The 13,407-nt window shown below is 70.7% G+C and carries 11 protein-coding genes; 3 read left to right on the forward strand and 8 right to left on the reverse strand.

Features of this window, described 5'->3' with window-relative positions; all coding sequences use genetic code 11:
- Nucleotides 1–442 precede the first annotated feature (442 nt).
- The 4 genes from ACZ68L_RS32180 to ACZ68L_RS32195 form a co-directional block, all read right to left on the reverse strand.
- A complete protein-coding gene (locus ACZ68L_RS32180; RefSeq protein ID WP_469583978.1) occupies nt 443–1,309 on the reverse strand; it encodes an MOSC domain-containing protein in 867 nt (288 codons plus the stop codon).
- Between the two features lie 240 nt (nt 1,310–1,549).
- Entirely contained in the window at nt 1,550–3,139 is a 1,590-nt protein-coding gene (locus ACZ68L_RS32185; RefSeq protein ID WP_469583981.1) for a N,N-dimethylformamidase beta subunit family domain-containing protein, read from the reverse strand.
- 216 nt (nt 3,140–3,355) lie between these two features.
- Entirely contained in the window at nt 3,356–3,829 is a 474-nt protein-coding gene (locus ACZ68L_RS32190; protein WP_469583984.1) for a hypothetical protein, read from the reverse strand.
- Nucleotides 3,830–4,062: 233 nt separating this feature from the next.
- Entirely contained in the window at nt 4,063–4,218 is a 156-nt protein-coding gene (locus tag ACZ68L_RS32195; RefSeq protein WP_361451860.1) for a hypothetical protein, read from the reverse strand.
- A gap of 325 nt (nt 4,219–4,543) precedes the next feature.
- Between ACZ68L_RS32195 and ACZ68L_RS32200 the strand changes: the two genes are divergently transcribed.
- Nucleotides 4,544–5,692, forward strand: coding sequence for a PP2C family protein-serine/threonine phosphatase (locus ACZ68L_RS32200; RefSeq protein ID WP_469583987.1), 1,149 nt, complete (start codon nt 4,544–4,546; stop codon nt 5,690–5,692).
- A gap of 293 nt (nt 5,693–5,985) precedes the next feature.
- Here the strand turns inward: ACZ68L_RS32200 and ACZ68L_RS32205 are convergent, their stop codons facing one another.
- Nucleotides 5,986–6,162, reverse strand: a complete 177-nt coding sequence (locus tag ACZ68L_RS32205; RefSeq protein ID WP_469583990.1) for a CsbD family protein — start codon at nt 6,160–6,162, stop codon at nt 5,986–5,988.
- Nucleotides 6,163–6,365: 203 nt separating this feature from the next.
- On the opposite strand from ACZ68L_RS32205, the gene ACZ68L_RS32210 reads away from it, so the two are divergent.
- Nucleotides 6,366–7,883: a glutamate synthase subunit beta gene (locus tag ACZ68L_RS32210; protein ID WP_469583992.1), complete on the forward strand. Its 1,518-nt coding sequence runs from the start codon at nt 6,366–6,368 to the stop codon at nt 7,881–7,883.
- A gap of 98 nt (nt 7,884–7,981) precedes the next feature.
- On the opposite strand, the gene ACZ68L_RS32215 is transcribed toward ACZ68L_RS32210, so the two are convergent.
- The 3 genes from ACZ68L_RS32215 to ACZ68L_RS32225 all read right to left on the reverse strand — a co-directional run bounded on the left by ACZ68L_RS32215 (nt 7,982) and on the right by ACZ68L_RS32225 (nt 11,928).
- Nucleotides 7,982–8,803, reverse strand: a complete 822-nt coding sequence (locus tag ACZ68L_RS32215; RefSeq protein ID WP_469583995.1) for a hypothetical protein — start codon at nt 8,801–8,803, stop codon at nt 7,982–7,984.
- A 522-nt stretch (nt 8,804–9,325) separates the two neighbouring features.
- Nucleotides 9,326–9,565 carry a hypothetical protein gene (locus ACZ68L_RS32220; protein ID WP_351082184.1) on the reverse strand — a complete coding sequence of 80 codons (240 nt, stop codon included), beginning with the start codon at nt 9,563–9,565 and terminating at the stop codon, nt 9,326–9,328.
- A 140-nt stretch (nt 9,566–9,705) separates the two neighbouring features.
- Complete coding sequence (locus ACZ68L_RS32225; RefSeq protein ID WP_469583998.1) at nt 9,706–11,928, reverse strand: alpha-N-acetylglucosaminidase; 2,223 nt, start codon at nt 11,926–11,928, stop codon at nt 9,706–9,708.
- 192 nt (nt 11,929–12,120) lie between these two features.
- On the opposite strand from ACZ68L_RS32225, the gene ACZ68L_RS32230 reads away from it, so the two are divergent.
- Entirely contained in the window at nt 12,121–13,374 is a 1,254-nt protein-coding gene (locus ACZ68L_RS32230) for an ROK family transcriptional regulator (protein WP_469583999.1), read from the forward strand.
- Nucleotides 13,375–13,407 lie beyond the last annotated feature (33 nt).

Raw genomic sequence — 13,407 nt, forward strand, 5'->3', positions numbered from 1 at the left:
CCCCGCGGTCGGCTGCGAGCCGGGCCACTGAAGTGTCTGGACACCCTCGCTCAGTGACATGGGCCGCAGCGGGGCGCCCGCCCAGGCAACTGTTCGGGTGCGGAGAATCATCGATGAACGGGAGACGGGGCTCGGTCAAACCGGATCGAATCCCAATTCGTAGGACACGGTGACCATACGGGGCCCGGAGAGGGAAACCTTCGATTTTTAGGGCGAAATGCCCGATATATCGATTTTGTCGAAGTGTGATGTTCGCCAAGTCTGTTCCGGCGCTCATTCCGTGATCCGTCGCTGAGAGTGTCCACTCCTGAGCGGAAGCAGGCTCCGTGGCACGGGGGAGACTCTTCCGGGGGGCCGATGAGGGGTGAGGGGCTCGTGTGCCATGTCAATGAGCGGAGCGGCGCCTGGTCATCTCCCTCCGCCGGTCGGTGAGGCGCACCGCCTACAGCTCCGGCTCGCCCCATGAGCCGACGATCACCTGATCGCCCACGGACACTCTTCCGGGCCGAAGTACGGCGAACTTCGTACCGAAGGCGACTCCTCCTTCGGCTGCCCGCCGGTAGCCGGCGAGCGTGCGGAGCGGCTCGGGGCCCGCCTTTGCGCCAACACTTTGGTCGACGACCGTGACGACGCAGCGGATGGCCGGTTTGGCGTAGCCCAACTCCGCCTCGCCCATGGTGATGTGGCGTGCCCGATCCTCGATGTGGGGCTCGTCCCAGCCTTCGATGACGATGTTCGGGCGAAAACGGTCCATGGGCAGCGGCGCGCTGCCTCGTTCGGCCATCCGTTCGTTGAGCAGGTCCAGAGAGGACCGGGAGAGGATGTGTATGGCACAACTGTCGGCGTAGCCCGAGGTGCCGGGCGTCCGGCCATCGGTTACCCGGTCGTGCTCCGGCGGCACACGCATAAGCCGGGTCGGCGCGCCGAGGAACTCCGACAGCCATCCGGCGGCCTCATCACCCTGGTCGATGCCCTTGTACGGGGTCCCGAACAATGCCACGTCCCGGCGCGCGCCGGAGGTGTCGACATCGATGATCAGCCGGCCCAGGCCCGGACCGCGCAAGGTGAGGCGCCCGCCGTCTGCGCTGATCTCCGGTCGGATCAGGGCCAGTTGAGGATGGCGGCGTTGACTGCGGAACACGCCATCGGTGCCGGTGACCATGAAACTCCGGTCGTGGGCAAGACCTGCGGGCGTCAGCGTCGCATCGTCCACCGAGATGCCGGCGCACCCCTTGATGGGGTAGTACGACAGTGCGGCGATCCTGGCCACGCTTCCCCCTTCGTCGTTTTCAGGGCTGCTGACGGCCACCCTGGCTCGACAGCATGCCGCGCTCACGAACCTACTCGTCGCACGGTCCGTGCCGCCGGGCGGACCTGACGGTCCGGCCCCGGCTTCGAGTCGGACCGCGGCTCCTCCTCATGCGTTGCTGTCTCGTCGAGTCGGTGCCGATCGGCCGGGAGCGGCCTGCGTTGGGTCCGGGATGGCGGATGTTCCACCCGACTGCGCCCGTGGCCAAGGGAGTTCACCGAACAGGCGGTACGAATGGCATCAGCGTGGTGCGGACGCGTACACGTCTCTCACATTGTCCCTGGGCTTCGGCCTGGTCCGGCCGCACGGGCCCGCGGCGAACGCGTGCAGCAGATTCTCCGTGGCACGGGTGACGAAAGTCCCCGTACGGGCATCCATCCCGTGGTTGCGCCCGTTCTCCTGGGTCCCCGCCATCAGGGCCTCGACCCATCTCATCGTCCCCGAGGAGAAGACGCCCGCTCCGCTCGGGACGGTGTAGTAGGCGGAGTCGGCGTGGCTGTGCGTGCCGTTGCAGACGAGAGGGGAATGGGCGATCACTTCGAGCGGCGCCGGGGTGGGCATGTCCGGAACGACCCGGTCGTATTCCACCCCGACCAGGTGGTCGAAGGAGTCTCCTCGCTTCACGCCCGTTCCCTCGAAGATCCAGTGGTCGCTCCCGTGGACGACATACGGGGCGTCCACGGGATAGCCCTCGTAGAGGACACCGGTCAGGGAGGACTCGGGGGAGGCTCCGGGAGGCTGGCGGAAGTCGTTGGTCGGCAGGTCCGGATGGCCGGCGAGGTACGGATCGTCGCGGTAGTCGGTCTTGTAGCAGACGACGGTGCGGTCGGCTCCGGTGGCGTCCGGCTCCAGCCTGATCCGGCGGAAACAGGCGTTGGCGCCGAGGAAGGCCACGTTGGTGCCCGCGTCACGGGCCCGGGTGACGTGGGCCCGCTGCTGCGGCGTCCAGTATTCGTCGTGCCCGAGCGAAAGAGCCGCGGCGGCGCCCTGGAGAATGCCGGGGTCGCGGTGCACGTCCGTTCCCGTGGTGTAGGCGAGCGGGATGCCCAGTCTCTCCGCCAGGACCACCACCGCCCGTTCGTAGACCATGAACTTCTCCGCGCCGTTGCCGTCATAGGGGCGGTCGAAACCGACAGCGAGCGACCGCGTGCCGTAGGCACCGTTCTCGCCCTGGTAAAGGCTGTAGCCGCCCCACACGTTGTATGCCTGCCATGTCGCCACGGCGTGCATCAGCACGGTTCTGCCCGCCGCGCTCGCGGAGCGGACGATCAATGGCACATAGCGCTGGTGGCCGTTGTCCGCGTCCAGCCGGAGCAGGTACGCACCCTCCGGCCAGCCGTCGGCGCGGACCCGGAGCGAACGCCGCCAGTCCGCCCGTACGGTCCGGGTGACCGGGAGGATGCGGGGGCGGGCCTGGACGGACCCGGTGACTCGGTGCGAGCGCCAGACCAGCCGCGCCTGGGCCCCGTCGTACCAGCCGACGCGGTAGGCCGAGACCCGGAAGGCGGGGGCGGTGGTGGAGACGTGCAGGCCGAACTCCTCACCCGGCAACACGCTCACCTTGTCCGTATAGCCCTCGACGGCTCCGGGCGGCCCCACCGAACGGACACGCCAGTCGGAATTCCCCGCCCGGGTCCTCTCCGCGTTCTCGGCGGTGCGGGTCGCACCGGGCGGGGCGGACCCGGTGCCGGTTCCCCCGCTCGCCGAGGAGTGACAGCCGGCCACCGCCATGCCGCCCGCCATCGCTCCGCCCGCCGCCGCGGCAGCGAGGAAGTGCCTGCGGTCCAGGCGGCCGGGGAGCTCGGAACTCTGCGCCTCACCATGCTTCATATCGCCCGCCCGCCAACCCGTCCCGCAGTGCCGTCACGGGCCATCGTCACCCGCCACCCGTGCGGCGACGACCCGGGGCGAGCCGAATCGGGGACGGGCCGCGCGGTCCGGGCCCCTCCGGCGTTCTCGCCGCCGAGTCCGGCCGGACCCGGGGAGGTCCTGCCCCACCCTGCGGGCCTGCGGCGTCCGCGCCTCCCGCGATGTGCCGGGCCCCGGTCAGTGCCCGGGACCGTTCCTGTCGCCTCGACGGATCCAGTGCGCCCGCCGCTGGTAGCGGGCGACCGGCGGGGTGACAGGCGGGGTGACAGGCGGGGTGACCGGGGGAGCAGGCGATGGCGCGGGCGGTGGCGCGGGCGCGTCGCGGGGCGCGGCCTGACCGGCCGGGGCGGGGGTGTCGCTGGGCGGCCGGAGCCCCTCCGCCGAATACCGCGTGGTCGCGATGCTCTCCACGAGCTGCGCTTCGGTGAAAGTCTCCGAGCCGGGCACATGGGGTACGAAGCCGATGAGCACACCGTCGCTGACGATCTCCGCGTCGAGCCCCGAGGCCCCGTCGATGTCCCACAGAGCCTCGATCCCCTCGTCGAGGACGACGCGGATCCCGAACTCGTAGACACCCGCCTCCACGAGATGGGCCATCACATTACGGGCACGGAGCGCCGACACCAGACGGTCGGCACGTTCCGAATCCATACCGGGCGCACCTCCTTCACGCTCGGAGACCGGTGATCGGCCGGTGATCGCGTATGGACGCCGCTCACACGCGGCACGCGCGGTGCCGATCGTTGTCGGCACGAGGCAGCGCCCTTTCCCGGGGCGCTGCCTCCCTCACCCGGTTCAGGAGCGGGAAAGCGAAACAGAGGGCGTACGGCCCCCTGCCGGGCCGACCAACGCGCAGACCCGCCGTCGAACGGGTGCCGCCTCTGTCAGCCCTCGACGTCCTCCGCCAGGCGCTCGCCCTCCGCCTGTGACGGCTGGGTACGCATCGTGGCGGGATGCCGCTCCTCGGACGGATCCACGTCCTCTTCGAGCCTCTCGCCCTCGGCCTGGGACGGAGTCGGGTACATGTCGTTCTCGCTCATGACCGCCTCCACGGTGGGATCGTTTGCCCACAAACCGAGCCTAACGCCTCATTCGGTCCTCACGCCTCGTTCGGTGGGCGGCTCGGGCTGTGCGCGCCGTTCATTCCGTGAGGGTTTGGACGCATCTGGTGACACTCTCCCGGTGCGCGGCCCCGGTGCCGGGATGCCGGCGGCCCGCAGGACCGGGGCGGCCCTGACACCCGTCCGGGCCACGTCGGCGGCAACGCCCGCGTACGGCGCGGAGCCCCGCCGAAGAGGGGCTCAGTGGCCCCGACCACAGTCGGCCGACTCGTGCGCCGCCCGGGGGCGGTGCACTGTGGAACACGTGGGCCCCAGTGAACGGTTTACGGATCTGCGAGAACCATGGCGGCCGAGCCATGCGCTGCTGGCGATTCCCGTTCTGCTCATCGTCGTGATCACCGCAGTGGACATCCTCGCGCCGCAGGACATCCATCTGGGACCGCTGCTGGTCATCGCACCGGCGATCACCGCCTCGTTCGCCGGCGCTCTCCCGACCGGTGTCATCGGTCTCCTGGCCGTGACGGCGCAGGCGTACATCGGCCAGCACTCCGGCACGCTGTCCTCCCGGAACGTACTGGTGCAGATCGCCGCCATCGCCCTGCTTTCGGCGCTGACCGTGTTCTTCGCCCTGGTACGCGAGCGGCGCGGCCGACAGTTGGCGCGCGTGCGGTCGGTGGCCGAAGCCGCGCAGCACGTCCTGCTGTGGCCGCTCCCGGACCGGATCGGCCCACTGAGGGTCGCCTCCCTGTACCTGGCCGCGGAGGACGAGGCCCTGATCGGCGGAGACCTGTACGCGGCCACCCGTGTCGAAGGCGGAACGCGGGTGATGATCGGGGATGTGAGGGGCAAGGGTCTGGCCGCCATCGGAGAAGCCGCCCTCCTGCTCGGCGCCTTCCGCGAGGCCGCCCACCAGCACACCGGCCTGCCCGAACTCGCCGCCGCCCTCGAACAGAGCGTCACGCGCTACCAGGCCGACTTCGACTCGGAGGACGAGCCGGGAGAACCCTTCGTCACCGCTCTGTTGCTGGAGATCCCCGACGAGGACCACATCAGCCGCATGACGAGCTGCGGTCACCCCGCGCCCCTGGTGCTCGGCCCGGGGCACTCCGTCACCGTGCCGAGTCTTCATCCCGCGCCCCCGCTGGGGGTCGGCAACATGGGCTCGACGTCCTACACCCTCGACGCGTTCCCCTTCGAGGCCGGTGACACCCTCCTTCTCTACACCGACGGGGTCATCGAGGCACGTGACCGGGGCGGGGAGTTCTACCCCTTCGCGGAACGGGCCGCCCGATGGACGGAGAGCTCTCCGGAGACGCTCCTGAACCATCTGCGACGCGACCTCCTCGCCCACGTCGGTGGGCGTCTGGGCGACGACGCCGCTGTCATCGCGATTCATCGCGCAGCCGTCCCCGACGTGCTTCACCGCCGTGGAAGGATCGACCATTCCCTCTGACGGCTCGTGGTGCCCGCCCGACCGTGACATCGTGCCCCTCGGGGCCGAGCACGACGATGTCGGGCATGGCCGAGCCCCCGCCGCTCGGACAGGGGCTCGGGGCTCTTCGGATCACGCGGGGCTCGCGTGCCCCGGCACCGCGCCTCGCCGCGTTGTCGTCGGTCGCCATGGCGCCTTCCCCGAGCTCTCAGCTCCGTTCGAGCAGGGAAGACCCCATCCGACTTGCTCCTCCGCCTTGCGATCCACGGCACCGGACCCCGCTCGCCGATCCGGCCTGATCCAAACGAAAGACCCTAGTCGGGGGGCTCCAGGGGCGCGGTGCGATCACGGGCGTCGCCCGTCTGCTTCTTGACCTCACCCTTCGCCTGGTCAAGTTTGCCTTCGGCCTCCTTGCGGCGGTCGCCGGTCATCTTGCCCATGGCTTCCTTGGCTTTGCCCTTGATCTTGTCCTTGCCGCTTCCATGAGCCATGAGGACTCCTCGGATAGACGACTCTTCCTCTTTCCAAACGTAGGACACCCCGGGCAAGGTCGCCTTGTGTGAGAGGAGGCGTGACGGACCCGTTCCCGGCCGCTGCCGGTCGGTGCGGCGACGGCGTGCACCCCGCCGGGCCCGTCCACGGGCGTACTCTGGCCCTACGCCTGTGCACCGCGAGTGAGCGACGGAGGCGGCCCATGAGCGACCCCCACGGCTTCCTCAAGACCCCCCGCCGTCCCGTTCCGGCACGCCCCGTCCAGGAACGGCTGAGCGACTGGAACGAGGTGTACGCGGGGCAGGCGCGGTTGCCGCTCGTTTCCGCGCAGGCGGGGCGGTGCATGGACTGCGGCATACCGTTCTGCCACAGCGGCTGTCCGCTGGGAAACCTCATCCCCGAGTGGAACGCGTACGCGCGGAAGGGCGACTGGTGGGCGGCGGCCGAGCGGCTGCACGCGACGAACAATTTCCCGGAATTCACCGGGCGGCTGTGCCCGGCGCCGTGCGAGGACGCCTGTGTACTGACCATCAATGCCGACCCGGTGACGATCAAGAACGTCGAACAGGCGATCGCCGACCAGATCTGGGAACGCGGATACGCGCCGCCGCAGCCGCCCGAGATGCTCAGCGGGAAGACCGTCGCCGTCATCGGCTCCGGACCTGCGGGGCTGGCGGCGGCGCAACAACTCACCCGCGTCGGCCACGCCGTCGTCGTCTACGAGCGTGCCGACCGCATCGGCGGACTGCTGCGCTACGGCATTCCCGCGTTCAAGATGGAGAAGCGCCACCTGGACCGCCGGATCGAGCAGATGCGGGCGGAGGGCACCGAGTTCCGCACGGGTGTGGACGTCGGTGGCGATGTCGACGCGGCGGAACTCGCCGGGCGACACGACGCGGTCGTGATCGCCGTCGGAGCCACGGGGCAGCGCGAGCTGGCCGTCCCGGGCCGCGAGCTCCACGGCATCCATCAGGCCATGGACTATCTGACCCTGGCCAACCGGGTCACGGAGGGCGATCGCGACGTGCCGGCCGTCACCGCCGAGGGCCGGCACGTGGTGATCATCGGCGGCGGCGACACCGGTTCGGACTGTCTGGGCACCGTGCTGCGGCAGGGCGCTGCCTCCGCCGTGCAGTTGGACATCAATCCGGAGCCCGGTGAAACGCGACGGAACACCGAGCCCTGGCCCGTATATCCGAAGGTCTACCGGATATCCCATGCTCATGAAGAGGCCCGTGGGGGAGGAGACATGGATCCGAGAGTCTTCTCGTCCGCCACCCTCAGCTTCGAAGGGGACCGGTCCGGTCGTGTGCGCGCGCTGCGGTTGGCGGAGGTGGAGCCCGAGGGCAGAAGGCCGCGGTGGGAGACGGAACGCGTCATACCGGCGGATCTGGTCCTGCTCGCCCTGGGCTTCTTCGGTCCCGAACGGGGCACAGGTCTGATGCGGCAGCTCGGGCTCGTGCTGGACGACCGGGGGAACTTCGCCCGTGACAGCGCCTTCGCCGCCGAAACGGCTGGTACGGCGGGATCGGCCGAGCGGACGGCCCGAGCCGGGGAGGGCGGGGTGTTCATCGCCGGTGACGCGGGTCGCGGGCAGTCCCTGGTGGTGTGGGCCATCGCGGAGGGACGGTCCGTCGCGGCGGCGACGGACCGCTGTCTGAGCGGCTCCACGGTGCTCCCGGCACCGATCGCCCCACATGACCGGCCCATGATCGCCTGAGTGCCTCCGGTACACCCCCGCCGGTGCGTGGACATCCCGTCGGCAGGGACCGATGGCGGGCACACCGTTGTCCGTGTGCGGATTCCCCGTCGGCCGGGTCAGCGGTCTTCGTCACCCTGTGGGATGTGCGACAGAGGGACCCAGTCGCGGGATTCCCGCTGCACCACTTCCCGGCAGTACGCGCGCAGCCGCCGGGGCCACCGGTCCTGCCAGCGCTGCCAGATGAAGTAGTGCGACGCCACCAGGACGACCGCGGAAAGCATCGACGTCGCCAGCGTCGCCGCCAGCACGCCGATGACGCTCTCCGGGCCTTGCTCCGGCCCGGTGTCGGCCTCGCCGAAGACGCTGCGCACCAGCAACAGGCAGGTGCTGAGCGTGACCCAGCCCGCCGCGATCAGCCCTGCGGCCAGCGGTGCGCGCCGGGCGCGGTCGTCGTGCCGCGTGCGGTGCGGTGGCAGGTGGCCGGACAGCCGCTCCGCATGAGCCGCGCAGGCCGCTTCGAAGGCGGGGTGAGCGGTCAGCGCCCGCAGTGTCACAGGGTGCCCGGTGGACCAAGAACCGAAGGTGAACTGCCAGGCCTCCAGGGCCAATGGATGCTCCGGAGGCCGCACGCCCGCCTGCTCCGTCGCGGCGGACGGAACGAGCCGCGCGTCCTCGTCGATTCGTACCAGCCCTGCCGCGATCAGCGACCTCAAGGCCGTCCCGGCCGCTTCGCGCTCCCGCCCCCAGGGCGCCGACCTCCGGTATCCGGGCCCGATCAGCCACGCCGCGTGATACACATCCAGCTCGCCCGACGCGATGAGACGCTCCGTCGCCCGCACACCGTCGCGGTGACTCCACAGGGCCAGGGCGCCGATGCCCAGGTTCAGAACCACCACAAGCCCGCTCGTGCCCAGGGCGAGCCACGCCACAGCATCCATGGGGACAGGAATAGACCACGCTCTCGACTCTGGCCAGAGCGGGTCACCAAGTCGGGTGCGTCCGCGACCGATTCCGCGCCTCCCCACGCCACTTCTCACTGACCGGACCCGTGCCGCTCTCGACCCGGCGGTCGACGAGCTGAGCCGCTCGTCCCTGCGGGTCGTCGATCCGACCCCGGCCCAGTGGCGGCGCCTCCTGCGCGAGAACACCGAAGCCGAGGTGTTCCGGCATCGGAGCGCTCCCCGGTCCGGCCGATTCGCCGCCTCCCGTTCGCCGTCCGGCACGTGGGGCGAGGACATGAGTACGCCGGCAACAGCCCGCTGCTGTGGGCGTCGCACCAGCACATCGGCCCCTGACCGAACGGATCCCTTCGCACCACGCGCGGCGGACCGGCCTCCGGCCGAAGCCCGCCGCGCAGGACGTGGGGCCCGGCCGTGACCGGACACAGCCGGCGCACGCGTGTCCGTGACCGGCCGGGCCCCTTGGCCCCCGGTGCGTGACGGTCCCCGGACCGGGGACCGTCAGGGGCTGGCCCCGTCGAAGCCGTAGCGCAGCGGCTGCTCCTTCGCCCGGGGGTCGAGCCGGTAGACATACAGGGCTTCCACCCGCATGCCTTCGGGTGGCGCCTCGACTTCGCACGGCCAGGTGACCTGAACCACCGGTGGCCGACTGGTGACCCACATGCGCAGCCCGTGTGCGGGGCCGCCGTCGAGCATCGCGATCTGCTGGTTCGCCTGAGTATCGGAGGTGTCGGCATCCATGTTTACACTTTAATGGTTGCGCAATACGTTAATAGTCGTGAGCTGTGTCACGCCGGCCGGCGGCGGCGACGGCCCCGGCGAGCGCGCCGGGATCCGGACCGGTGGTCTCGAACGGCGCTGAGGTCACGGACATCAGCCGGTCAACGGACGGCAGTCGGCGTGAAGGTGGCCGACAGCGCCTCGCGTACGGTGTCGGCCAGGGCCACCGGGTCGCCGGTGGGTTTCACCGGGTACCTCTTGCGTTCCAGGTTCCAGGCGTTGTCCCGTGCGAACCAGTCGATCGCGGCCGGGGGCCGTCCGGTGGTCAGGGCCGTGTCGAGGGAGTCGAGGTAGAGCGTCCAGCGCTTGGCGTAGAAGTCGCAGACCAGTCCCGACCATTCGCGGTTCGCGTAGTCGCGCAGCCCGCCGGACTCGCTGCCGGAACGATGGCCCCAGGTGGTCAGGATCGAGCGGGCGTCGAACTCGGCGGTGGCCCGCTCGGCATCGGTGCCGCCCCAGGACCTGGCGTCCTTGAGCCAGGGGCCCAGCATGAACCGCCGGTCGGAGGCCAGCAGCCGGTCCAGCAGGGCGAGGTCCCGCTTCCACTCCGTGGCCCGCTGCCGGTACAGGGCAAGGTCCTTCTCCTCGTACGCGGACCTGATCTGCGGCAGCAGCGTACGGCTGCGATTGGCCAGGGACTGCCGCGCCACATCCACCACGTCGAACCGGTACGCGTCCGACTTCCGCAGTTCGGGGGCGACTTGGAGCAGCTCCGCGAGCGCCCGCCGCACCGTCGACGCGTCGTACCGCATGGACGACGGGCTCCAGCTGGCCGCGGAGCCGGCGGTCAGTGCGGGGCGTGCGGTGAACAGGCTGTCCTGGGACTCGCTCCAGGTGCCGGACGGGGTGCTGTAGGGGCCCGCCCGCAGCAGCTCCCATGCCTTGGCGGCATGCGGATCGGCGCCACCGTAACGGCGCTCCGCGTAGTCGGCGAACCAGGCCGCGCCGTCGGACGGGGCGCTCTGCCAGGCGAGTTCGGTGAACAGCTCGTAGGCGGCGGGGTTGCCGCCGGTGCCCTCCGGCAGGTAGGCGATTCCCTGGAGCGCGCTGCCCGGTTTGGCGCGCCATTCGTTGAACCGGGCAGTCCAGACAGCGGAGTTGGCCCCGATCGTGGTGTGCCCCCCGAAGTTGGGGATGGTTCCGAAAGCGTACGCCGTGCCGTGCCAGGCGGCCTCCCGGTCCAGGCCGTTGTAGCGGTCGGCCAGTCCGTCGACGATGAACAGCCTGCTCCTGTCGACCGCGTCGATGAGCTGCGTGGAGGGATTGCTCTGCCAGCCGAGCAGAACCCAGGTGGCGCCCGGGTGCGCGGTCTGCAGAGCGTTCATGACGGCCCGGGCCGCCTCCGCGATGGGCACCTCGCCCGGCCTGCCGCCTTCGTGCAGCAGATCCATCTTGTACATGGTGGAGTCGCCGAACACCTTCCGCTGGTGACGGTAGAAGGCCTCGGCGACCTTCGGGAACATCCCGCCGCGCGGGTCCAGCCAGTCCGGCCGCTCGAAACCGACCCAGTCGCCCTGCGGGACCACGGGGCCCGTCGGGTTGCGGTCCGTGAACCCGGGCGGGACCGTGCCGTAGTAGCCGGGCAGGACCGGGGTCATACCGAGCAGGCGCAACCGGTCGGCGATCCTGCGGCCGAGCGCGGCGCGCCGGTCCAGCAGTTTCTCGGTGACCGGGCCACCGAAGCCGGACATGTTCTGCATCAGCCACCACGGCTGGTGCGCCGGACCGGGAATCCAGGACGCGAGGTCCTTCTTCGCGTAACCGAACTCCTGGAACGTGTCGTAGTACACGGCGTCCGCACCCATCTGCACGAACACCTCGTTGACGCCGTGCAGGGCCAGGACGTCGATCTGCCTCTCGTACGAGGCCCAGTCCCGGTACGCGCCGGAGTAGCCGTCGTCCGTGTCATTGAGGGCGAACCGGTGCGGCACCGAGGCGTCGCGGCGGACGGTGCCGACGGGCGCGGGGAGCCTCTTCTGAAGCCTCGACGTGCTGTCACCGGGCCAGCCGATGTCGACCTTCGCCGTGTACTTCAGGTACCAGTCGACTCCGCTGAGCAGCACGGCGGGGCTGGTTCCCCGAACCCGCACATGGCCCGTGGTCCCGGAGACGGCGAAGTAGTCACCGGACGCGGGGCGGCTCACCGGAACGAGGTCGAACTGCCCGGCGTGCCGAGGGAGAAGGCGACGCAGGGCCGCCTCGGCCGGCCCGGCGGCGAAGGCGGGTCCGCCGCGGGCAACCGCCTCCGCGGGAGCGCTCAACATCGCGGCCAGCACCGTGAGGGCGGTCGCGCAGCCGACGATCCAGGATCTGACGCTTCTCAAGGCGGACCTCGTCCGACGAAGGGATGCGGGGGCTTGCCGAGTACATGGAGCGGACGCGCATCAGACTTACTAACGGAGCATTCGTTAATATGGGCAGGGCATGCCGCGACCGTCAAGAGCGCCGACAACCCCGCGCTCTCGAAGTGCTGGGTAAAGTGTCGACAGTGCGGTCCGGCAGGGGAGTTGACGCACATGTCAGTCCGAGGAACGGCAGCCACCGGTCCGCACGTCCTGCGCCGGATGAATGTCGCCGCGGTCCTGGCCGCACTGCGGGAGGGCGACGCGCCCACCGCCCGCGTCACGGACCTCGCCGCGCTCACCGGACTGTCACGGCCCGCGGTGACCAGGGCCCTGAGCGAACTGAGGGACTGCGGACTGGTGGAGTTCACCACGGCCGCCGGACCGCAGCAGCTCGGCCGCCCCGCCCAGTACGCCAGGTTCCGCGCCGAGTCGGGACACGTCGCCGGGGTCGACATCGGCCCGCACAAGGTGCTGGTGATGATCGCGGACCTGGCGGGCCGGGTACTGGCCACGCATCGCGTGGCCGTGGACAGGGGGACGGCCGGGCCGCGCCTGTTCGCCACGGTCCGGGCCGCGCTGACAGCGGCGGCGGCCGAGGCGGGCGTGCCGCTGTCGAACCTGTGGGCGGTGAGTGCGGGCACCCCGGGGATCGTCGACCGGGAGCGGGGCGAGGTGCTGCTCGCTCCCAGCATTCCCGACTGGGCCGGGCTGCCTGCCGTCTCGCTGCTGCGCGAGTGGCTGCGCTGTCCGGTGTCCATCGAGAACGACGTCAACCTCGCGGTGCTCGCCGAGCGTTGGCGGGGCGCCGCGGACCCCTCGGCGACCGGCGGGGGCGACGATGCCGGTATGCGCACCGACTGTCTGGTCTTCGTCCAGTGGGGAAGGCGCATCGGCACCGGCATCGTCATCAACGGCCGCCCCTACCGGGGGAATTCGGCCGCCGCCGGTGAGCTGGGATTCATCGACCTGCAGGAGGATTCCGGCACGGCCCCCGGACCGCGTCCGGCCGACGGCATGGGACCGTTCGAACGGCTCGTCGGCGCCGAGGCCATTCACCGGCTGGCCCTGGAGGCCGGTGCTCCCGTCGGCGACGCCCATGACATCGCGCCGCTCTTCGCGGCGGCCGAGGCGGGGGACCGGACCGCCGTCGACGTGGTGGAAGAGGTGGCCGCCCGGTTCGCCCGCGGACTCGCCGTGCTCCTGCTCGTCCTCGATCCGGGCCGGGTCGTCGTCGGGGGCGGTGTCTCGCGGGCGGGGGACACCCTGCTCGACCCGGTGCGCAGGCACCTGCGATCCCGCAGCCTGGTGCCGGTGGAACTGGACGTGTCGGTGCTCGGTGAACGAGCCGTCGCGCTGGGGGCGGTGCGCCACGCCCTGGACGTCGCCGAAGAACGCGTGACGACGACCCACCGAGGAGTCACGTAGCGACGAGGCGGGGGCGGTGCGCGGCGGACGGCG

This window comes from Streptomyces sp. NPDC104309, from assembly GCF_055584025.1.

Excerpts from the sequence above, each read along its gene's own strand:
- ACZ68L_RS32190 (WP_469583984.1), bottom strand. The coding sequence starts at position 3,829 with ATGGATTCGGAACGTGCCGACCGTCTGGTGTCGGCGCTCCGTGCCCGT.
- ACZ68L_RS32185 (WP_469583981.1), bottom strand. The coding sequence starts at position 3,139 with ATGAAGCATGGTGAGGCGCAGAGTTCCGAGCTCCCCGGCCGCCTGGAC.
- ACZ68L_RS32195 (WP_361451860.1), bottom strand. The coding sequence starts at position 4,218 with ATGAGCGAGAACGACATGTACCCGACTCCGTCCCAGGCCGAGGGCGAG.
- ACZ68L_RS32220 (WP_351082184.1), bottom strand. The coding sequence starts at position 9,565 with ATGGATGCCGACACCTCCGATACTCAGGCGAACCAGCAGATCGCGATG.
- ACZ68L_RS32230 (WP_469583999.1), top strand. The coding sequence starts at position 12,121 with ATGTCAGTCCGAGGAACGGCAGCCACCGGTCCGCACGTCCTGCGCCGG.
- ACZ68L_RS32215 (WP_469583995.1), bottom strand. The coding sequence starts at position 8,803 with ATGGATGCTGTGGCGTGGCTCGCCCTGGGCACGAGCGGGCTTGTGGTG.
- ACZ68L_RS32210 (WP_469583992.1), top strand. The coding sequence starts at position 6,366 with ATGAGCGACCCCCACGGCTTCCTCAAGACCCCCCGCCGTCCCGTTCCG.
- ACZ68L_RS32205 (WP_469583990.1), bottom strand. The coding sequence starts at position 6,162 with ATGGCTCATGGAAGCGGCAAGGACAAGATCAAGGGCAAAGCCAAGGAA.